This is a genomic window from Microbacterium sp. LBN7 (assembly GCF_045690345.1).
GTDB lineage: Bacteria > Actinomycetota > Actinomycetes > Actinomycetales > Microbacteriaceae > Microbacterium.
Window position 1 is genome coordinate 3323661 of sequence record NZ_CP147856.1, and the last position, 19349, is coordinate 3343009.

Genomic DNA, 19349 nt, shown 5'->3' on the forward strand with positions numbered 1-19349 from the left:
TTGCCTTGCAAAGCACTTTGAGATACAAAGTAAGTATGACGACACGGAGATGGGCGATCGGACTGCCGGTGCTGCGGGTCGCTCTCGTCGCGGCGGCATCCGTCTCGGTCTGGCTCGTCGCCCGGATCGATGAGGTCGACCTCACCTTCCCGCCGCCGCCGATGCTCGCGGTCGTCGCGATGCTCCCCGTCAACGTGGTCTGCCTCCTGCTCGTCGCGCGGCTGCTGCGACGCGAGGGGCGTACCGTCCGGGAGCTCCTCGGCTATGAGCCGCGGCGCCTCGGACGCGACCTCCTCTGGGGGCTGCTGTGGCTCGTGGTGATGTATCTGCCGTTCGTCGCCACGATCATGCTCGTTGTCTGGCTGCAGTACGGCAGCGAGATCTTCGTCCGGATGGAGACGATCTTCTTCGACCCGGCAAGCATCCCGGCTCTCGATCCCGTCACCTGGAGCGTCATCGCGGTCGTCGGGGTGCTCAGCTTCGCGCCGCTGAACGCCCCGGTCGAGGAACTCGTGTATCGCGGCTACGCCCAGGGCGAGCTCGACAGGCGCTGGCCGACGACCCTCGCGATCCTCGTGCCCGCGGCGCTCTTCGCCACGCAGCACATCTGGTACGCGCCCACACCCGCAGCAGTGCTCGCGTTCGTCTGCGCCTTCTTCGTGTGGGGCGCGGGATCCGGGCTCATCTATCGGCGTCAGCGCCGGCTGATGCCCCTGGTCCTCGCGCACGGGCTGGTCAACCTGTTCTTCACCCTTCCCGTGCTCGTCTTCGTCATGATGGGCCTGCCCGTGAACGGAGCCGTCTGATGGTCGAGTCGTCGAACCCTGAGGAAGAGGCGCTCGCGCCGGCGGAGATGCTCGCGCTGATGCAGGCCCAACAGCGCAGCATGGAGGGTCGGATCGCGGCCTTCGTGCCCGTGCTGCTCACCGCGTGGGGCGTCGCGTGGCTCGTCGGTCTCGGATCGCTGTGGTCGATCGACGGGATGCGTCCTGGTCTCACCGTGCCGCCGGTCGTGGCCCTCACGATCGCCGTGGCGCTGATCGTCGGCGCGATCGTCCTCTCGGCGGTGCTGGGCGCTCGTTCGGGACGCGGCATGCGCCGTGACGCGGCGACGGCGTTCCCGGCGATCGTCTACGGCTGCACCTGGAGCGTCGGCACCGTCGCGATCGTCGTCCTCGGGCTCGGCCTGCTCGCGAACGGCATGGACGCCGCGCTCGCGCGCATCTTCTTCCCCACGGCGCTCGTGCTTTTCGCCGGGCTCATGTTCGTCGTGGGGGCCGCCGTCTGGCGAGCGGTGCCGATGCTGATCCTCGGCGGGTGGATCGTCGTGGTCGCCGCGGCGGCGCCGTTCTTCGGGTACCCCGCCGTCCTCCTGGTGCTGGCCGTCGGCGGCGGATTCGGCTTCCTCGTTCTGGCGGTGCTGTCGTTCCGCCACCTCGCCCGACTGCGCCGTCCCCTGGCAGGAGCACGCCGTGGTTGAGCTCGACCCGGTGATCCATGCCGCCGCGCGGCTGCGGATCACCGCGGCGCTCGCGACGCTGGAACCCGCCGACAGCATCGCGTTCCCCCGCCTGCAGGAGCTGCTCGACATGACGGCGGGCAACCTCTCCACGCATCTGCGCAAGCTGGAGGATGCCGACTACGTCACGGTCGAGAAGACGCATCGGGGACGGACGCCGGTCACCTACCTCGCGCTCACTCCGCAGGGGAGGCGGGCATTCGAGGCCTACACCGAGGCGCTGCGCGCCGTGCTGGGCGGGTGACCTCCGCACCCCATCCACAGTGCAGGGCCCTACGATCGTCGGGTGACGACGACAGAGCTGCCGCCCGCCCCGGAGCGCGCGCGAACCCCGATCGCCCTGCGCCCGCTGCGCTGGCTCCGCGGATTCGGGCGCCCGCCCCGCATCCTCGGACTCGACGTCGCACGAGGGCTCGCGATCCTCGGCATGGCCGGGGCGCACATCGGCGAGACCGAGGCGTTCGACTGGACGGACCCGACCACCTGGACGGACCTCGTGCACGGGCGCTCCTCGATCCTCTTCGCCGTCCTCGCGGGAGTCTCGATCGCGCTGATGACGGGCCGCTCGACGGTGCCGGAACGAGAGCGCCTCCCCGACATCCGTCTGCGGCTGGTCGGACGCGGTGCGGTGATCTTCGCGATCGGCCTCGCCCTCGAGATGCTGAACACCCCCATCGCGGTGATCCTGACGCTCTACGGACTGATCTACGTCGCGGTCATCCCGTTCCTGCGCTGGCGGCCCTGGCAGCTGCTGCTCGGCGCCGGGGTGCTCGCGCTCGCGGGGCCGCCCCTGCTGGCGTTCCTGGCCGCCGTCACGCTGCATCCGTACGGCGCCGGCATCGGCTTCGTGCTCTACGGGTCGTATCCCCTCACGGTCTGGATGGCCCTGGTGCTGGGCGGCATGGCGCTCGGTCGCCTGCACCCCGAGCGCATCCGCACCGCCGTGATCGCGCTCGGCGTCGGCATGGGGCTCGCCGTCGCGGGCTACGGTCTGGGAGCCGTCGGTCAGGCACTCGGCGCCTCGGTCGCCCTCGAGCGCGGCTCGGGCGTCATGAAGAGCGGCTGGGAGGGCTACGCGCAGGCGCTCGCGCAGGACGATCCGCTCCGGGCCGTCATCGGCGCGCTGCTCGCGGTCGACCCGCACAGCGGCGGGACGGCCGAGGTGATCGGCTCCGGTGGCTTCGCGCTCGCCGTCATCGCTCTGTGTCTCCTGCTCAGCCGGCCGCTGCGCTGGCCCCTGCTGCCGCTCGGAGCGCTCGGCTCCATGCCGCTGTCGGCATACAGCCTGCACGTGGTCTCGATCATGATGGTCGCGGGTCCCGGCGGCTTCTCCACGAGCAACTCGTTCTGGGGTCTGACGGCGATCGGCCTTCTGCTCGTGACGACGCTCTGGTCGATGTTCCTGGGACGCGGCCCCCTCGAGCGACTCCTGGGGCGCGGAGCGGCGGCGATGGCCGCGATTCCGACCTCGCCTGTCATCACAGGTCATAGGCTGGAATCATGACCATTCCTGCACTCGAACTGAACGACGGCAACTCCATCCCGCAGCTCGGCTACGGCGTCTTCAAGGTGCCGCCGGCAGAGACAGAGCGCGCGGTGAGCGAGGCGCTGGAGATCGGCTACCGCCACATCGACACCGCGGCGATCTACGGCAACGAAGAAGGCGTCGGCGCGGCGATCGCGTCATCCGGCATCGCCCGTGACGAGCTGTTCGTCACGACGAAGCTGTGGAACGACCGCCACCACGACGAGGAGCCGCGCGCGGCGATCGCCGAGAGCCTGGACAAGCTCCGGCTCGAGAGCGTCGACCTGTACCTCGTGCACTGGCCGACCCCCGCGAAGGACGACTACGTGCACGCGTTCGCGAAGCTCGTCGAGCTGCGCGAGGCGGGCCTCACCCGCAGCATCGGCGTCTCGAACTTCCTGGTGCCGCACCTCGAGCGCGTGGTGAACGAGACCGGCGTCGTGCCGGCCGTCAACCAGATCGAGCTGCACCCGGCCTACCAGCAGCGCGACGTCGTCGCGTGGTCCGACGAGCACGGCATCCGCACCGAGGCGTGGGGTCCGCTCGGCCAGGGCAAGTACGACCTGTTCGGCACGCCCGCCGTGGCCGACGCCGCCGCGGCGCATGGCGTCACGCCCGCGCAGGCGGTGCTCCGCTGGCACCTGCAGAAGGGCATCATCGTGTTCCCGAAGTCGGTGCGCGCCGAGCGCCTGCGGGAGAACCTCGACGTCTTCGGCTTCACGCTGACCGACGCGGAGATCGCAGCCATCGACGCACTCGACCCCCTCGACGGCTCGGGTCGCGTCGGTTCGCATCCCGACGAGGTGAACTGACCCGCACGGCTCACATGACGCCCCGTGTCGCTCTCCGCGACACGGGGCGTCGTCGTGGGTACCGTCGAGGTCATGACAGCTCCGTTCCGCGTCGTCGCCGTGTCGGGTTCCCTGCACGAGCCGAGCAAGACGACCGCCCTCGTCCGCGCGATCACGGCCGCCATCGCAGAGCGCGCCCCCATCGAGTCGCAGCTCATCGAGCTGACGCAGATCGGGCCGGGCCTCGCCGGGGCTCTCCGCCGCGACCAGCTCCCTGCCGAGGTCGAGGAGCAGCTGCGCGCGATCGAGACCGCCGACCTGCTGATCGTCGGGAGCCCCGTCTACCGGGCGTCGTTCACCGGGCTCTTCAAGCACCTCTTCGACTTCGTGGGGCAGTACGACCTGGTCGGCAAGCCGGTGCTGCTGGCGGCCACCGGCGGCGGTGAGCGGCACGCCCTGATCATCGAGCACCAGCTGCGACCGCTGTTCGGCTTCTTCCAGGCCCTCACGCTCCCGCTCGGCGTCTACGCGAGCGACACCGACTTCGACGGCTACGAGATCACGTCCGAGATCCTGCAGTCGCGCATCTCGCTCGCGGCCGAGCGCGCGCTGCCCCTCGTGGGCTACGCGGCCTCCCGACCCGTGGAGCTTCTCGTCTCCTGATCTCGCGGCCGGGGCGGCGTAGCGTGAGTCCATGACCAACCGGCTCGCCGACACCCTCAGTCCGTACCTGCGCGCGCACGCCGACAATCCCGTCGACTGGTACCCCTGGGGCGCGGATGCCTTCGCCGAGGCCCGGCGCCGCGATGTGCCGTTGCTGATCTCGATCGGCTACTCGACCTGCCATTGGTGCCACGTGATGGCCAGGGAGTCCTTCTCCGATCCCGCGATCGCCGCCCGCATGAACGACGGCTTCGTGTCGGTGAAGATCGACCGCGAGGAGCACCCGGAGGTCGACAGCGCCTACATGGCCGCGGCATCCGCCTTCACCCAGAACCTGGGATGGCCGCTCACCGTGTTCGCCACCCCGGGTGGGCGGGCGTTCTACGCCGGCACCTACTGGCCGCCGGATGCCCGCCCGCCGATGCCGGCGTTCCGCGACGTGCTCGCGGCCGTTCGGGAGGCGTGGACCCTGCGGCGTGCGCAGGCTGAGGAGTCTGCGGATGCGGTGACCGAGGCGCTGGCGCGCGCCGCCGAATCCTCGCCCGCCGATCTGCCCGACGGCGCCGCGATCGCCCGCGCGGCCGAATCCGTCGCCGCCCGCGAGGATCGCCGGCACGGCGGGTTCGGCGGGGAGCCGAAGTTCCCGGTCGCCACGACGCTCCGGTTCCTGCAGGATCCGCTCGTGCGTCGGCAGGCGCCCGAGGCCGCCGCCGCCGTGGGAAGGGCCCTCGCCGCGATGGCCGGCTCCCCGCTGCGCGACGCCGACGGCGGCTTCTTCCGCTATGCCACCCGGCGCGACTGGTCGGTGCCGCATTACGAGCGGATGCTGACCGACAACGCGCAGCTGCTCGATGTCGCGCTCGCCGCGGGCGATGACGAGGCGGTCCGGGGCATCGCGGCCTTCCTGCTCGGAGTGCTCCGCCGCAAGGGCGGCGGCTTCGGCGCGGCGCAGGACTCGGAGTCCTGGATCGACGGCGTGCGCAGCGAGGGCGGGTACTACCTGCGTCCGGTTCCCGAGCGCGCGGAGCTGTCGCCTCCCGCCGTCGACGGCAAGGTCATCACGGGCTGGAACGGTCTCGCGATCGGAGCACTCGCCCGCGCCGGCGCGCGTCTCGGCGAGCCGTCGTGGATCGGCGCGTCCGAGGCCGCCGCCGCTCACGTCCTCCGGGTCAACCGCGGCGCCGGAGACGCTCTCGTGCGCGCCTCGCTCGACGGGGGAGCCTCGGGGGCGGTCGCGACGGCTGCCGATCTCGGGCTCCTCGCCGAGGGGCTGTTCGCCCTCGCCTCAGCGACCGGGGAGGCGTCCTGGGCGGTCACGGCGCGCGGCATCCTCGACGACGCGCTGGAGGGCGTGGGGCGAGATCCGCTGCTGACGGACAACGGCATCGCGACGGCGCCGGATCACACGGACGGCGATCTCCCCTCCGACGCTGCGGCGGTCGCGGCCGCGGCACTGACCGCCTGGCGACTGGGCGCGGGGGATCGGTACCGCGACGCGGCCGCTCGGACCGTGCGGGACCTCGCGGTCCGGGCGCTCGAGCAGCCGTTCGCGCACGGCAGCCTCCTGCGGGTGGCGGCGGGGCTCGCCGCGCCCCCTCGTCAGATCGTGGTCGTGACGAACGAGCCCGGCGGCGCGCTGGCCCGGTCCGCGCAGCGGGCCGATGCCGACGTGATCGCCGTGGTCGCCCGCGCCCAGGCGGCGGCGTTCGCGGATGCCGGGTTCGAGCTCTTCGAGGGCAAGGCGGCGACGGTGGAGCGCGCCTACGACTGCCGCGCGTTCGTGTGCCGGTTGCCGGTGTCGGATCCGGCCGCGATCTCGTCGGGTCGCTGAGCGTCAGCGGGCGTTGCGCGGGTGCTGTCTCGCGGTGCGCTCGTTGCCCCTGCGGTAGTTCCCGGTCAGGCGAGCCATCAGCAGCTGGGCGTCACCGTGCTCGACGTCCACGAGGAACTCCTCGGCGCGGGCGCCGCGCAGGACCGCAGCCGTCGTCCCGTTGTGGCGGATGACGACCTCGTCGCCGCGCACGGCGAACTCGAAACCGGAAGGGCTGCCCATGCCGCGAGCGTAGCGGGTGCTCTGCAGCGGTTGCGCAATCTGCATAGGCGCTCGCGGGAGTTCGGGGAATGATTGCGCGTCATGCCCAGCATCCGGTGCACCGATTGCTCAGCCGATCGGATCCGGTCTAGGGTTGCGCGACGGCGGGCAGGACCACTCGGTCCGCCGCCGGAACGCCGCATCCCCGATCAGCAAGGACGCTCTGACGATGCCCCTCCCCACCCGTGCCGCCCTCGATGTCGTGCCCGCGTACCGTCAGGGGCGCTCGGCTCCGGCCGGGGCGTCGAAGCTCTCGTCGAACGAGTCGCCGCACTCGCCGCTGCCATCGGTCGTCGATGCCGTGCGCGAGCGCCTCGATGCGATCAATCGCTACCCCGACATGAGCGCCGCCGTCCTGCGCGACGACCTGGCCGCCCGGTACGAGGTGGATCCGGCCCTGGTCACCGTCGGAGCCGGCTCCGTCGAGATCGCCGCGCAGCTCATCCACGCCGTCGCCGGCGAAGGAGACGAGGTCATGTTCGCATGGCGGTCGTTCGAGGCGTACCCCTCGCTGGTGCGGATCGCGGGCGCCACTCCGATCGCCGTGCCGCTGAACGCCGAGCACGCGCACGACCTCGACGCGATGCTCGCGGCGATCACCCCGCGCACCCGTCTCATCTTCGTCTGCAACCCCAACAACCCGACCGGCACCGTCGTCGGCGTCGACGCCCTGGAGCGCTTCGTCGCAGCCGTGCCGCACGACGTGCTCGTCGTCATCGACGAGGCGTACGTCCACTTCGACAGGACGGCGAGCTACGGCGCCGGCATCCGGCTGTTCCGCCGCCACCCGCACGTGGCGGTGCTGCACACGTTCTCGAAGGCGTACGGCCTCGCGGGGCTCCGCATCGGCTACGCCATCGCCCCGGCCGAGATCGCCGAGAGCCAGCGCAAGGTCGCCGTGCCGTTCGGGGTCACCGACCTCGCCCAGACCGCCGCACGCGCCTCGCTGGCGGCCGAGGACGAGCTCGCGGGACGCATCGACGAGGTCGTCGCGCAGCGCGATCGGATGCTCGCGATCCTCACCGAGGCCGGCTGGCCGGCCGTCGCCTCGCAGGCCAACTTCGTGTGGGTGCCCGCGGGGGAGCGCACCGCGCAGCTCGAGGCGCAGCTCCACGACGGCGGGGTGATCGCCCGGGCGTTCCCCGGGGAGGGCATCCGCATCTCGTCCGGCAGCGCCGAGGACATCGACCGCGTGGAGGCCGCGCTCTCCGCGGTCGACGCGGGATCAGACCTGACCGATCGCAAGGAGGCGACCGTATGACCGTTGACCGTGAGACCCGTGACCCCCTGACCGAGCCGCCGGTCACGACGACGACCACCAAGGGCCTGCATCCGGGGCTCACGCGACGCCAGATCTCGATGATGGGACTCGGCGGAGCGATCGGCGCCGGCCTGTTCGTCGGATCGGGTCAGGCGATCGGTCTCGCGGGGCCCGCGGTGCTGATCTCGTACCTCGTCGCCGGCGGCATCGTCGTGCTCGTGATGGCCATGCTCGCCGAGATGGTGGCCGCGCGTCCGAGTTCGGGAGCCTTCAGCTCCTACGCGCAGAAGGCGATGGGCCGCAGCGCCGCGAGCGCGGTGGGCTGGCTGTACTGGATCCAGCTGGTGGTCGTGATCGCGGCCGAGGCGACCGGTGCCGCGGGGATCGTCGCGAACTGGATCCCCGGCATCCCGGCCTGGGTCTGGGTCCTCGTGTTCGTCGTGGCGCTCACCGCCGTCAATCTGTTCGGCGTCCGCAACTACGGACGCTTCGAGTTCTGGTTCGCGGCGATCAAGGTCGTGGCCATCATCGCCTTCCTCGTCGTCGGGGCGTGCGCGATCGTCGGCCTCATCCCGGGTGTCCCCGCGACCGGCATCGCGAACCTCGTGGACAACGGCGGCTTCGCCCCGAACGGGCTGACCGGGATCGCCGCCGCGCTGCTCATCGTCGTCTTCGCCTTCGGCGGCACCGAGGTCGTCGCGATCGCCGCGGCCGAGTCGGACGATCCTTCGCGCAACATCCGGCGGATCGTGCGGGAGGTGCTCGTGCGCATCCTCGTCTTCTACGTCGGCTCGATCTTCGTGATCGTCGCGGTCCTGCCCTGGAACGACCCGGCGGTGACCGAGGGGCCCTTCTCGGCCGTTCTCGCGACGCTGAACGTGCCGGGCGTCGGCCTCGTGATGGACCTCATCGTCGTGATCGCGCTCCTCTCCGCCATGAACGCGAACATCTACGGGGCGTCCCGCATGGCGTATTCGCTGGGAGAGCGCGGGCTCGCACCGCTGGCCGCGACCCGCACCAGCCTCAAGGGCGTTCCCTTCGTGGCGGTCCTGGCATCCGTCGCGTTCGGCTTCGTGACGGTCGGGCTCAACTGGGCGTTCCCCGACGTCGTCCTCCCCGCTCTGCTCAACGTGGTCGGCTCGACCCTCCTCGTCATCTGGACGGCGACGGCCGTCGCGCAGATCATCCTGCGGCGGCGTGCCGACGCCGCGGGGGAGACGATGCCGATGCGCATGTGGGGCTTCCCGTGGCTCTCCGTGCTCTGCCTGCTGCTGCTGGCCGCTGTCATCGTGCTCGCGATGTTCGACCCGGGGGCTCGCGTGCAGCTGCTGCTCACCCTCGGGCTCACCGGCGTGCTCCTGCTGGTGGCTCGCGCGACCCGGAGCGTCGCGCGCCCCGGCGTCAGGAAGGACTAGCCGATGCGCATCGATCGCCTCGATGCCGCGCTCATCCGGATGCTCACCGAGTCGCCGCAGCTGCCGATCCTCGAGTGCGCACGGCGACTCGGGATCGCCCGGGGCACGGCGACCAGTCGCCTCGCGCGGCTGCACGAGGGCGGCGTGATCGAGGCGATCGTGCCCCGCATCGACCCGAGCGGCTTCGGCTACGGGGTGGTGGCCTTCTGCCTCGTCGAGATCGATCAGAAGGTCGGGCACGACGACGTCGCGGCGGCACTGGCCGACGCGGTGCCGGAGATCGTCGACATGCACACGGTCACCGGGGCGAGCGACATGCAGCTGCGTCTGGTCGCGCGGGATGCGACGCAGCTGCAGGAGGTGCTCGACCGGGTCGCCCTGGTGCCCGGCGTCGCGCGCACCGCGTCGTCGATCGCGATGCGCACGCACCTGTCCGGGCGCGTGCTGCCGTTGGTGGAGCACGTCGCGACGGATGACCCGGCATAGCCGAGCCGCCGGGGTCAGACCCAGCCGGGCAGCCAGTTGTGCAGCAGCCAGAAGTCGTACGGCACGCTCATGCCGGTCCAGACCGGGTAGAAGAACGCCGAGACCAGCACGATGAATGCGAGGCAGATCAGGACCGTCCGCTCGCCGGACTGGCGCCGGTGCAGCGGATCCTGCCGTCGTCCGGCGATGGTCCGCAGCGTGAGCGCCAGCGCGATCACGAGGAACGGCATCATCACGACCGTGTAGAACTGGAAGATCGTGCGCTCGGGGAACATCAGCCACGGCAGGTAGGTCGCCGCGAGGCCGACGAGAGGCAGCCCGACCTCGGCGCCGACCGGTCGGCGCGTGATCCAGCCGCGCACCAGTCGATAGACGAGGTAGACGGACGCCGCGACCCCGCCGTACCAGATGAGCGGGTTGGGGATCGACGAGATCACGGCGATGCAGTGGTCCACCCCGCACGGCCCCGGATCCGACCCGACCCACACCGCCGTCGGCCGCAGCAGGAAGGGCCACTCCCAGGCGGGGCTCGCGTACGGGTGCCCCTTGGTCAGCCCGACGTGGAAGCCGAGGATCGTCTGGTGGTAGTTCCAGAGCGCGAGCAGGGGATTCGCGTCGCTCTCCCTGTCGTAGCCGCCGGCCGTCACGAGCCATCCGGTCCAGCTGACGAGGTACACCGCGAAGGCGGGGAGCACCACCAGGACGAACGACACGGGGCCCTGGCGGAAGGCGGCGGACGTCGGCCAGAGCACCACGCCGGCACGTCGGCGCGCCAGCGCATCCGTCACGACGACGTACAGACCGAAGGCCGCCAGTGCGTAGAGTCCCGACCATTTCACCGCGGATGCCGCGCCCAGCGCGGCTCCGGCGGCGACGAGCCAGGGGCGGCGCCACAGCACCGGTCCCCAGAACGGGGCCGGCGCGTCGGAGTCCCGTCGTTCGAGCAGCGGGATCGTCCGCTGTCGATCGATGAGCACGAACAGCGCCCCGAGCAGGAGGAAGAACGTGAGGATGCCGTCGAGGAGCGCGATGCGGCTGAGGACGATGCTCAGCCCGTCGATCGCGAGCAGGGTCCCCGCGACCGTGGCGACCACCACGGAGCCCGAGAGCCGACGGGCGATGAGGTAGACGAGGAGGACCGAGGCGGTGCCGAGCAGTGCGGTCGCGAGTCGCCAGCCCGCGCTGTTGTCCGGTCCGCCCAGCGCCATCCCGAGGGCGATCAGCCACTTGCCCAGCGGCGGATGCACGACGAACGCGCCCTTGTCGGAGAGCGGCAGCTCCTGCAGCGTGATGAAGGCCTCGTTCGCGTTCTCGCCCCAGACGCCCTCGTAGCCGAGGGTCCACAGGGACCAGGCGTCCTTGACGTAGTAGGTCTCGTCGAATGCGAGCTGATGCGGGTGGCCGAGGTTCACCAGGCGCAGCACGGCCGCCACCGCAGTGACGAGCAGCGGGGCGAGCCAGCGGACGGCCCGTCCCCAGTCCGGGCTCTGCAGCACGCGATCGCGCAGCTGTCCGTAACGCGTCAGCCGGTCCTCGGGAGCAGGCAGCAGAGGCACGGGCGCGGTCACCGGTCCAGCCTAGACAACGCGCCTATGCTGAGCGGGTGATCATCCTCGCTGCCACGCCGATCGGAAACCTCGGCGACGTGTCCCGTCGGCTGGTGGAGGTGCTCGAGAACGCGGAGACGATCGTGGCCGAGGACACGCGCACCACGCAGAAGCTGCTGAAGGCGCTGCAGATCGACAACCGGCCGCGGCTGATCGCGCTGCACGACCACAACGAGAAGCAGAAGGCGGCGGAGATCGCCGCGCTCGCCGCGGAGTCCGATGTCGTCGTGATGAGCGACGCCGGCATGCCGACGGTCAGCGATCCCGGCTACGGGCTGGTGGCCGAGGCCGTCGCGCAGGGGGTCACGGTGACCGCGATCCCCGGGCCGAGCGCCGTGCTGATGGCCCTCGCGATCTCTGGTCTTCCCACCGACCGCTTCACCTTCGAGGGATTCCTCCCGCGCAAGCCGGGGGAGCGGCGCTCCGTGCTGCGCGCGCTCGCGGCAGAGGCGCGCACCATGGTGTTCTTCGAGTCGCCGGCCCGCCTCGCGAGTGCGCTCGCCGACATGGGCGGAGCATTCGGCGATGAGCGGCGCATCGCCGTGTGCCGCGAGCTCACGAAGTTCTACGAGGAGGTGCGCCGGGGCACGGCATCCGAGCTCGTCGCGTGGGCGCAGGAGGGTGTGAAGGGCGAGATCGTCGTGGTCGTCGAGGGCGCGTCGCGCCGAGACGCCTCGCCGGAGGACGCCCTCGCCCAGGTGCAGAAGCTCGTGGCCGACGGCATCCGTCTCAAGGACGCCGCCTCCGAGGTCGCCGCGCTCACCGGACTCTCGTCCCGCGATCTGTACCAGGCCGCTCTGGCGGCCCGCACGCGATGAGTTCGCCCGCGGATGCGGCGATCGCAGCCGCCTATGACGTGCGAGCCGAGGAGTATCTGAGGCTGGGTGGCGCCGTCGATCAGATGGATCCGCGCGATCGTGACGCGATCGCGCGGTGGCGGGACGCGACTCCGGGCCGTCTGCTCGACGCCGGTTGCGGGCCGGGGCACTGGACCGCCTTCCTGGGCGACGGCGGCAGCGACCGTCGCGAGGTCTCGGGCCTCGACATCTCCGCCGAGTTCATCGCGTCCGCTCGCTCGCGCTTTCCCGACCTCTGCTTCGATCGGGCGTCGTTCCGTGCGCTCCCGTTCTCCGACGGCTCCGTCGGCGGCATCCTCGCCTGGTACTCGCTGATCCACCTCCCGCCCGCCGACGTGCCGGACGTGCTCGGAGAGTTCGCCCGCGTGCTCGCGCCGGGCGGCAGTCTGCTCCTCGGTTTCTTCGCCGGAGAGCCGCGCCGGCCCTTCGCGCATGCCGTCGCCACGGCGTACTTCTGGTCGGCGGATGCTCTCGACGCCCTGCTGGCGGATGCCGGGTTCGAGGTGGCCTTCGCCGAGCAGCGTGAGCGCGAACCCGGAGAGATGAGCGTGCGCCCCCACGGAGCCCTGATCGCCCGCCGGGTACCCTGGGCAGGATGACGGCGACGGAGGGGCGATCGTGACCAAGGCGGCGACGGTGTACGACGTCGCGGACCGTGCGGGCGTCTCGATCGCCACGGTCTCGCGGGTGCTGCGCTCACCGGATGCGGTGCGACCGGTCACACGCGAGCGGGTGCTCGATGCCGTGTCCGCGCTGGGATACGTGCCCAGCGGCAGCGCGCGCGGCCTCGCCGAGCGGCGCACGGGGGTGCTCGGCCTCTACTTCCCGGGGTTCGACGCCGCCGAAGAAGCGCCCGCGCTCGACGTGCTCTCGAACATCGAGGGGGCGACGCCGCCGTTCACGATCGTCCAGGACGAGACGGATGCCGAGGGCGAGCATCCCTCGATGCTCTTCCTCGACGAGGTGCTCCGCGGCGCCGAGCTGGAGGCGTGGAAACAGGGGTTCGTGCTGATGATCGGCGTCGGACGCGACGACCCCGACCGGTCGACCGTGCGGGACATGGCCGGCCGCGTCGACGGCCTCGTGGTGCTGGCGCGCAGTGTCCCGGATGACGTGCTCGCGCGGCTGGCCCGTCGCATCCCGGTCGTGGTGCTCTCGGGACCGTCCCGCGGCGACAGCTACGATCACGTGACCGTGAGCAACGCCGAGGCGATGGCGGAACTGACCCGCCAGGTGCTCGCGCAGACCGGCGACACGCCGCCGGTGTTCCTGGCCGGACCCGAGGATTCCCCGGACGGCGCCGAGCGCTGGGAGGGGTTCTCCCGCGCCATCGCCGAGGCCGGGCTCCGCATCGACGATGTGGTCGTGCTGCGCGGCGACTTCACGCGCGCCTCGGGCCGTCGTGCGGCGGAGCGGCTGATCGCGCACGGCCTGCCGACCGCGTTGATGGCGGCCAACGATCAGATGGCGCTCGGCGCGCTGGACGCCTTCGGCTCGGCCGGCATCGAGGTGCCGGAAGACCTGATCGTGACGGGTTTCGACGGCATCGAGGCGGCAGCGCTGTCGCGTCCGCGCCTGACGACGGTCCGCCAGCCGATGATCGAGCTCGGGCGAGCGGCGGTGCAGGTGCTCGCCCGACGACTGGTGCGCCCCGATGCGGACCCGGTCGCGGTGCGCCTGCCCCTCGAGATCGTCGTGCGGGAGAGCTCGCTGCGCGCGTCCTGACCACGCATCGCAGGGTCGGACACACGGTCCGCGATCGATGTCAAGGGGTTGCCGTCGCAAAATGTATGCGCTTACAATCGACCCATGGTGACAAAGTTGTCGAAGACGGACAGAGTGTCGGGCACGCACATGTTCCGACGCTGGCGGAGAGCGGCTGTCGTCGCGCTCGCCGGCGCAGCGGTCGTGCTGAGCGGATGCAGCATCCAGATCACGTCGCAGCCCGATCCCTCGATCGGTGCGGACACGATGCTGATCAACGCCGACAAGGGCAATCCGTTCTTCACCCAGAACTTCAATCCCTACCTCACCAACACGCGCACCGCCTCGCGGTGGATCTACGAGCCGCTGATCCTGATGAACAACCTCGACGGCTCGCTGAACCCCTGGCTCGCGACCGAGTGGGAGCAACCAGATGCCCGCACCGTCGTGATGACGCTCCGCGATGACGTGACCTGGAGCGACGGCGAGAAGTTCACCGCCGACGACGTCGCCTTCACCTTCCAGATGCTCAAGGACAATCCCTCGCTCGACATCAAGGGGGCCTGGCAGCACCTCGAGACCGTCGAGACCGACGGCGACACCGTCACCCTCCACCTGCAGGGCGACGACGCCCCGGCGCTGACGATCCTCGGCCAGACCATGATCGTCCCGGAGCACCTCTGGGAGGACGTCAAGGATCCCGGCACGTACCGCAACGAGGACCCGGTGGGCACCGGGCCGTTCGTGCTCGGCAACTACAACGACCAGCAGTACTCGGTGGACAAGAACCCCGACTACTGGCAGGCCGACAAGATCGACATCGAGCACATCATCCTGCCCGCGACGAACTCGCAGCTCGACACCGTCAGCCGCGGCTACGACTGGTCGTACTCGTTCATCTCCGATGTCGAGGGCACGTGGGGCGCGGCGAGTCCGGACAACACCTGGTGGTTCCCGCCGGGCGGCGTGATCGCGCTCCTGCCGAACCTCGAGGTCGCCCCGTTCGACGACGTGAACGTGCGTCGCGGCATCGCCCTCTCCCTCGATCGTGAGGAGATCGCCGAGACGGCATCCGAGGGCTACATGGAACCCGCGGGGCAGACCGGACTCATCCTGCCGAACCAGGAGGAGTACCTCGATCCCGAGATCCCCGACCAGGGGATGCTCACGCAGGACGCGGATGCCGCGCTCGCAGCCTTCGCCGAGGCGGGGTACACGCTCGAGGGCGATCGCCTGGTCGGCGAGGACGGCGAGCAGCTCGAGTTCGCGATCACCACCGCGAACGGCTACTCCGACTGGACCAGGGCCGCGCAGACCGTGCAGCGCCAGCTCGCCGAGGTCGGCGTGAAGGTCAGCCTCAAGCTCCCGCAGCCGGCCGGCTACCAGAGCGCGATCAGCAACGGCGACTTCGAGATGGCGATCGGCGGCATGGGCGGCGGAGACGTCTACCAGGCCTACAACAACCTGCTCTCCAGCGAGTTCTATGTGCCGTCCGGCGAGGCCACCGCGAACAACTTCGAGCGATTCCGCTCGGAGGAGGCCGACGCGCTGCTCGCGGAGTACCGCGGCACCGTCGACACCGCCCGACAGGCGGAGATCGTGCACGAGCTGCAGGGCATCGTCTACGACCAGATGCCGGTCATCGGCCTCTACTACGGCGGCATCTGGGGGCTGTTCAGCGACGCCAAGTTCACCGGCTGGCCCACCGCGGAGGACCCGTACATGATCCCGCAGAACTACGACAACGCGCCGCTGATGATCTTCACGCGGCTCGAGCGAGTCAAGGAGGAGGGCCAGTGAAGTACGTCTTCCAGAAGCTCGGCCTGTTCGTGCTCACCCTGTGGGCCGCGATCACCCTGAACTTCTTCCTCCCGCGTCTCATGCCCGGGTCGCCCGCGGACGCGGCGATCGCGAAGCTGTCGCAGAACGGCCCGGTCTCCGACGCCACGCGCGCGGCGATCGAGGCGCAGCTCGGCGTGCCGACCGGCTCGATGTGGGATCAGTACGTGGCCTATCTCGGCCAGGTGGCGCGTCTCGACTTCGGCGTCTCGTACACCTTCTATCCGCAGTCCGTGTCGAGCATGGTGTCGACCGCCCTGCCGTACACGATCGGGCTGGTCGGGATCGTCACGATCCTGGCCTTCGTGATCGGCACACTGATCGGTGTCGCCGCGGCTTGGCGCCGGGGCACCTGGCTCGACAGCCTGCCGACGCTCACCGGATCGTTCCTCAGCACGTTCCCCTACTTCTGGACGGCGCTGCTGCTGCTGTTCTTCTTCGGCTACGTGCTGCACTGGTTCCCGACGACGGGCGCATACTCCGCGACGACGACTCCCGGCTTCACCCCCGAGTTCATCGGCGATCTGCTGCTGCACGCGATCCTGCCGGCTCTCACGATCCTGCTCACATCGCTCGGCGGCTGGATCATCGGCATGCGCAACGCCATGATCAACACGCTCGGCGAGGACTACATCACCTTCGCCGAGGCGAACGGTCTGCGCGGTCGCACGATCGCTCTGCGCTATGCGGCCCGCAACGCGATCCTCCCCAACCTCACCGGCTTCGGGCTCACGCTCGGCGGGGTGGTCGGCGGGTCGATCCTCGTGGAGCAGGTCTTCGGGTACCCCGGCATCGGATACCTGCTCTTCAACGCCGTGATCGGGCAGGACTACCCGCTCATGCAGGCGCTCTTCCTGATGATCACCGTGAGCGTGCTCATCGCCAACTTCCTCGTAGACATCCTCTACGGGGTACTCGACCCGAGGACCCGCCGATGACCTCCACGATGAACGTCAAGATCCCGGCCGACCGCATCGCCGCTCCGAGCCCCTGGCGGGCCTTCGGACGGATGGTCGGCACCCTCTGGTCCAACGGCAAGGCGCGCCTGGGGCTCTGCATCCTCGCCGTCTTCGTGCTGGTGGCGATCTTCGCCCCGGTGCTGGCGCCCTACGGGCCGAAGGACAATGACTTCGACCGCAACGCCGACGCCTCGGCGGCGCACTGGCTCGGCACGACCGCGGCGGGGGAGGACGTGCTCAGCCAGCTCATCTACGGCTCGCAGGTCAGCATCCTCGTCGGTTTCGCCGCCGGCGTCCTCTCGACGATCGTCGCCATCCTCATCGGACTGACCTGGGGGTACATGCGCGGCTTCGGCGGCGACGTGGTCGGCTTCATCGTCAACCTCTTCCTCGTCATCCCCGGCCTGCCGCTGATGATCGTGATCGCCGCGTATCTGCAGAACGGCGGCATCCTGATGATCATCGCCGTGATCGTGGTCACCGGATGGGCGTGGGGTGCGCGTGTGCTCCGCAGCCAGACGCAGTCCCTCCGCGGGAACGACTTCGTCACCTCGGCGCAGTTCTCCGGCGACAGCAGGGCGCGCATCATCTTCCGGGAGATCCTGCCGAACATGACGTCGATCATCGCCGGCACGCTCTTCGGAGCGGCGACGGCCGCGATCCTCGCCGAGGCGGGCCTCGAGTTCCTCGGACTCGGCGACTCCAGCATCGTCAGCTGGGGCACCATGCTCTACTGGGCGCAGAACTCCAACTCGCTGCTCACCGGTCAGTGGCTGCTGCTGTTCGCCCCCGGTCTCTGCATCGCCCTGCTGGCGCTGAGCCTCACACTCATCAACTTCGGCGTGGACGGCATATCCAACCCGCGCCTGCGAGAGGGGAAGGGACGATGACCGTCTCCGCACAGACGCCCGCCGAGCCGGACGAGATCCTGCTCGACGTGCAGAACCTGTCGGTCGAGTACGCCTCGCCCGGCACCACGCCGGTCGCGGCCGTGCACGACGTGTCCTTCTCGCTGCGGCGCGGCGAGTTCGTCGGCCTGGTCGGCGAGTCGGGGTCGGGCAAGTCGACGCTCGGCTTCGCGCTGACCCGCCTGCAGAAGCCGCCCGCCCGCATCAGCGGCGGACGCATCCTGTTCGGAGGCCGCGACATCCGCGAGCTCGACACCGAGGAGCTGCGGCAGCAGCGTCAGGGCGGCTTCGCCATGGTGCTGCAGTCCGGCATGAACGCGCTCAACCCGGTGCGCTCCGTCGGCGCGCACTTCCAGGACATCTTCGCCGCCCACGGACACGTGCCGCGCGAGGACCGCGATGCGCGTGCCAGGGAGCTGATCGGCAAGGTCGGTCTCGATGCCGAGGTGCTCAAGCGCTACCCGGGCGAGCTCTCCGGCGGCATGCGGCAGCGCGCGTCGATCGCGCTCGCGCTGTCGCTCGAACCCCAGCTCATGGTGTTCGACGAGCCGACGACCGCGCTCGACGTGCTCGTGCAGCACGCCGTGATGGACACGATCAAGGAGCTGCAGCACGCCGAGCACTTCACCGCGATCCTGATCAGCCACGATCTCGGCATCGTGCTCGAGGCCACCGATCGCGTGATGGTCATGCACGAGGGGAGGATCGTCGAGGATGCGCCGAGCCGGAAGATCCTCGAGGACCCGAGCGACGAGTACACCCGGATGCTGCTGAGCCACTACGCCGATCCGCGTGCGAAGACCGTCTCCATCCCGGGCTTCGTCGACCTCGGGACCCGGCGTCGTGAAGGCCGCTCCCGCACCGATGTCACCGAGACCGTGCCGACCGTGTCGGAGCGCGACTCCCGGCGCGCCGATGCGGCGATCGTCGTGGAGGGCGTGTCGAAGCGCTACCCGGCGCCGCGCCGCGGTCAGGAGGCCGTCACCGCCGTGGACGACGTCTCGTTCCGGCTCGAACCCGGCGAGGCGTTGGCCCTCGTCGGAGCATCCGGATCGGGCAAGTCGACCATCGCGAAGCTGATCACGGGCGTCGAGAAGCCGACCTCCGGCTCGGTGCGCTTCGGCGACACGGATGTCGCCTCGCTCACGCGGCGAGGGCTCCGCGACCTCCGCAAGGACGTGCAGATGGTGTTCCAGGACCCGTATGCGGCACTGAACCCGCTGCACACGGTCGAGTACGCCCTGACGCGGCCGGTCATGAACTACACGAAGCTCCGGGGACAGGAGGCCAGGGCGCGCGTCCTGGAGCTGCTGGAGACCGTGGGCCTCACGCCGGTGGAGCAGTTCGCGGCGAAGCTGCCGCACCAGCTCTCCGGAGGGCAGCGTCAGCGTGTCGTGATCGCCCGGGCGCTCGCGAGCGACCCCCAGGTGCTGATCGCCGACGAGCCCGTGTCGATGCTCGACGTCTCCCTCCGTGCCGGCGTGCTGGCGCTCCTCGAGGATCTGCGTGAGCGGTGGGGCATCAGCATGCTCTACATCACGCACGATCTGCTCAGCGCCCGCCTCGTGACCGAGAACATCCTGGTGCTGAACAGCGGTCGTGTCGTCGAACGCGGCGAGACGAGCGAGGTGCTGCAGCATCCGGAGGATCCGTACACGGTCCAGCTGCTGGACGCCGTGCCCAATCCTGCCCGCGCGGCGCGCTGATCCCCGCGCGATCGCGA

At 70.3% G+C, this 19349-nt stretch carries 19 protein-coding genes; 17 read left to right on the forward strand and 2 right to left on the reverse strand.

Annotation, left to right across the window (positions count from 1 at the left end; translation table 11 throughout):
- Nucleotides 1-35: 35 nt before the first annotated feature.
- From LBN7_RS16130 to LBN7_RS16160, 7 genes are all read left to right on the forward strand, one after another.
- Nucleotides 36-806, forward strand: coding sequence for a CPBP family intramembrane glutamic endopeptidase (locus LBN7_RS16130; protein ID WP_407360223.1), 771 nt, complete (start codon nt 36-38; stop codon nt 804-806).
- A complete protein-coding gene (locus tag LBN7_RS16135; protein ID WP_341944971.1) occupies nt 806-1480 on the forward strand; it encodes a hypothetical protein in 675 nt (224 codons plus the stop codon). The genes LBN7_RS16130 and LBN7_RS16135 overlap by 1 nt, the downstream gene beginning before the upstream one ends.
- A complete protein-coding gene (locus LBN7_RS16140) occupies nt 1473-1763 on the forward strand; it encodes a transcriptional regulator (protein ID WP_407360224.1) in 291 nt (96 codons plus the stop codon). The genes LBN7_RS16135 and LBN7_RS16140 overlap by 8 nt, the downstream gene beginning before the upstream one ends.
- A 42-nt stretch (nt 1764-1805) precedes the next feature.
- A complete protein-coding gene (locus LBN7_RS16145) occupies nt 1806-3023 on the forward strand; it encodes a heparan-alpha-glucosaminide N-acetyltransferase domain-containing protein (protein ID WP_407360225.1) in 1218 nt (405 codons plus the stop codon).
- Nucleotides 3020-3856 carry an aldo/keto reductase gene (locus LBN7_RS16150; RefSeq protein WP_116637018.1) on the forward strand — a complete coding sequence of 279 codons (837 nt, stop codon included), beginning with the start codon at nt 3020-3022 and terminating at the stop codon, nt 3854-3856. Before LBN7_RS16145 ends, LBN7_RS16150 begins: the two co-directional genes overlap by 4 nt.
- Nucleotides 3857-3928: 72 nt before the next feature.
- Nucleotides 3929-4498 carry an FMN reductase gene (gene msuE / locus LBN7_RS16155; RefSeq protein ID WP_116637036.1) on the forward strand — a complete coding sequence of 190 codons (570 nt, stop codon included), beginning with the start codon at nt 3929-3931 and terminating at the stop codon, nt 4496-4498.
- 31 nt (nt 4499-4529) lie between these two features.
- Nucleotides 4530-6329, forward strand: coding sequence for a thioredoxin domain-containing protein (locus tag LBN7_RS16160; protein WP_407360226.1), 1800 nt, complete (start codon nt 4530-4532; stop codon nt 6327-6329).
- Between the two features lie 3 nt (nt 6330-6332).
- On the opposite strand, the gene LBN7_RS16165 is transcribed toward LBN7_RS16160, so the two are convergent.
- The gene (locus LBN7_RS16165) at nt 6333-6551 is read right to left on the reverse strand and encodes a hypothetical protein (RefSeq protein ID WP_116637020.1); all 219 of its coding nucleotides are present in this window, start codon (nt 6549-6551) and stop codon (nt 6333-6335) included.
- Nucleotides 6552-6759: 208 nt separating this feature from the next.
- Here LBN7_RS16165 and LBN7_RS16170 point away from each other — a divergent pair, with 208 nt between their 5' ends.
- Genes LBN7_RS16170 through LBN7_RS16180 form a run of 3 tightly spaced genes read left to right on the forward strand, consistent with a single transcriptional unit; the run spans nt 6760 to nt 9752 of the window.
- Nucleotides 6760-7851 (forward strand): histidinol-phosphate transaminase, encoded by a 1092-nt coding sequence (locus LBN7_RS16170; RefSeq protein WP_407360227.1) that lies wholly within the window; start codon nt 6760-6762, stop codon nt 7849-7851.
- Complete coding sequence (locus LBN7_RS16175; RefSeq protein WP_407360228.1) at nt 7848-9266, forward strand: amino acid permease; 1419 nt, start codon at nt 7848-7850, stop codon at nt 9264-9266. The genes LBN7_RS16170 and LBN7_RS16175 overlap by 4 nt, the downstream gene beginning before the upstream one ends.
- Nucleotides 9267-9269: 3 nt before the next feature.
- On the forward strand, nt 9270-9752 hold the full coding sequence (locus tag LBN7_RS16180) for an Lrp/AsnC family transcriptional regulator (protein ID WP_116637022.1): 483 nt from the start codon (nt 9270-9272) through the stop codon (nt 9750-9752).
- Nucleotides 9753-9766: 14 nt separating this feature from the next.
- Here LBN7_RS16180 and LBN7_RS16185 read toward each other — a convergent pair whose 3' ends face one another.
- Complete coding sequence (locus tag LBN7_RS16185) at nt 9767-11320, reverse strand: dolichyl-phosphate-mannose--protein mannosyltransferase (RefSeq protein ID WP_407360229.1); 1554 nt, start codon at nt 11318-11320, stop codon at nt 9767-9769.
- A 35-nt stretch (nt 11321-11355) separates the two neighbouring features.
- Here LBN7_RS16185 and rsmI point away from each other — a divergent pair, with 35 nt between their 5' ends.
- The 7 genes from rsmI (at nt 11356) to LBN7_RS16220 (ending at nt 19332) form a co-directional block, all read left to right on the forward strand.
- Entirely contained in the window at nt 11356-12177 is an 822-nt protein-coding gene (gene rsmI, locus LBN7_RS16190; RefSeq protein ID WP_407360230.1) for a 16S rRNA (cytidine(1402)-2'-O)-methyltransferase, read from the forward strand.
- Nucleotides 12174-12815 carry a class I SAM-dependent methyltransferase gene (locus LBN7_RS16195; protein WP_341944981.1) on the forward strand — a complete coding sequence of 214 codons (642 nt, stop codon included), beginning with the start codon at nt 12174-12176 and terminating at the stop codon, nt 12813-12815. Before rsmI ends, LBN7_RS16195 begins: the two co-directional genes overlap by 4 nt.
- Before the next feature lie 19 nt (nt 12816-12834).
- Nucleotides 12835-13941, forward strand: a complete 1107-nt coding sequence (locus tag LBN7_RS16200) for a LacI family DNA-binding transcriptional regulator (protein WP_407360231.1) — start codon at nt 12835-12837, stop codon at nt 13939-13941.
- Between the two features lie 84 nt (nt 13942-14025).
- Complete coding sequence (locus LBN7_RS16205) at nt 14026-15720, forward strand: ABC transporter substrate-binding protein (protein ID WP_407360232.1); 1695 nt, start codon at nt 14026-14028, stop codon at nt 15718-15720.
- Nucleotides 15717-16697, forward strand: coding sequence for an ABC transporter permease (locus tag LBN7_RS16210; RefSeq protein ID WP_116637028.1), 981 nt, complete (start codon nt 15717-15719; stop codon nt 16695-16697). Before LBN7_RS16205 ends, LBN7_RS16210 begins: the two co-directional genes overlap by 4 nt.
- Nucleotides 16694-17608 carry an ABC transporter permease gene (locus LBN7_RS16215; protein ID WP_116637029.1) on the forward strand — a complete coding sequence of 305 codons (915 nt, stop codon included), beginning with the start codon at nt 16694-16696 and terminating at the stop codon, nt 17606-17608. The genes LBN7_RS16210 and LBN7_RS16215 overlap by 4 nt, the downstream gene beginning before the upstream one ends.
- A complete protein-coding gene (locus LBN7_RS16220; RefSeq protein WP_407360233.1) occupies nt 17605-19332 on the forward strand; it encodes an ABC transporter ATP-binding protein in 1728 nt (575 codons plus the stop codon). Before LBN7_RS16215 ends, LBN7_RS16220 begins: the two co-directional genes overlap by 4 nt.
- Nucleotides 19333-19349: the final 17 nt, after the last annotated feature.

Excerpts from the sequence above, each read along its gene's own strand:
- LBN7_RS16135 (WP_341944971.1), top strand. The coding sequence starts at position 806 with ATGGTCGAGTCGTCGAACCCTGAGGAAGAGGCGCTCGCGCCGGCGGAG.
- msuE (WP_116637036.1), top strand. The coding sequence starts at position 3,929 with ATGACAGCTCCGTTCCGCGTCGTCGCCGTGTCGGGTTCCCTGCACGAG.
- LBN7_RS16165 (WP_116637020.1), bottom strand. The coding sequence starts at position 6,551 with ATGGGCAGCCCTTCCGGTTTCGAGTTCGCCGTGCGCGGCGACGAGGTC.
- LBN7_RS16175 (WP_407360228.1), top strand. The coding sequence starts at position 7,848 with ATGACCGTTGACCGTGAGACCCGTGACCCCCTGACCGAGCCGCCGGTC.
- LBN7_RS16205 (WP_407360232.1), top strand. The coding sequence starts at position 14,026 with ATGGTGACAAAGTTGTCGAAGACGGACAGAGTGTCGGGCACGCACATG.
- LBN7_RS16160 (WP_407360226.1), top strand. The coding sequence starts at position 4,530 with ATGACCAACCGGCTCGCCGACACCCTCAGTCCGTACCTGCGCGCGCAC.
- LBN7_RS16215 (WP_116637029.1), top strand. The coding sequence starts at position 16,694 with ATGACCTCCACGATGAACGTCAAGATCCCGGCCGACCGCATCGCCGCT.
- LBN7_RS16180 (WP_116637022.1), top strand. The coding sequence starts at position 9,270 with ATGCGCATCGATCGCCTCGATGCCGCGCTCATCCGGATGCTCACCGAG.
- LBN7_RS16195 (WP_341944981.1), top strand. The coding sequence starts at position 12,174 with ATGAGTTCGCCCGCGGATGCGGCGATCGCAGCCGCCTATGACGTGCGA.
- LBN7_RS16150 (WP_116637018.1), top strand. The coding sequence starts at position 3,020 with ATGACCATTCCTGCACTCGAACTGAACGACGGCAACTCCATCCCGCAG.
- LBN7_RS16130 (WP_407360223.1), top strand. The coding sequence starts at position 36 with ATGACGACACGGAGATGGGCGATCGGACTGCCGGTGCTGCGGGTCGCT.
- LBN7_RS16220 (WP_407360233.1), top strand. The coding sequence starts at position 17,605 with ATGACCGTCTCCGCACAGACGCCCGCCGAGCCGGACGAGATCCTGCTC.
- LBN7_RS16170 (WP_407360227.1), top strand. The coding sequence starts at position 6,760 with ATGCCCCTCCCCACCCGTGCCGCCCTCGATGTCGTGCCCGCGTACCGT.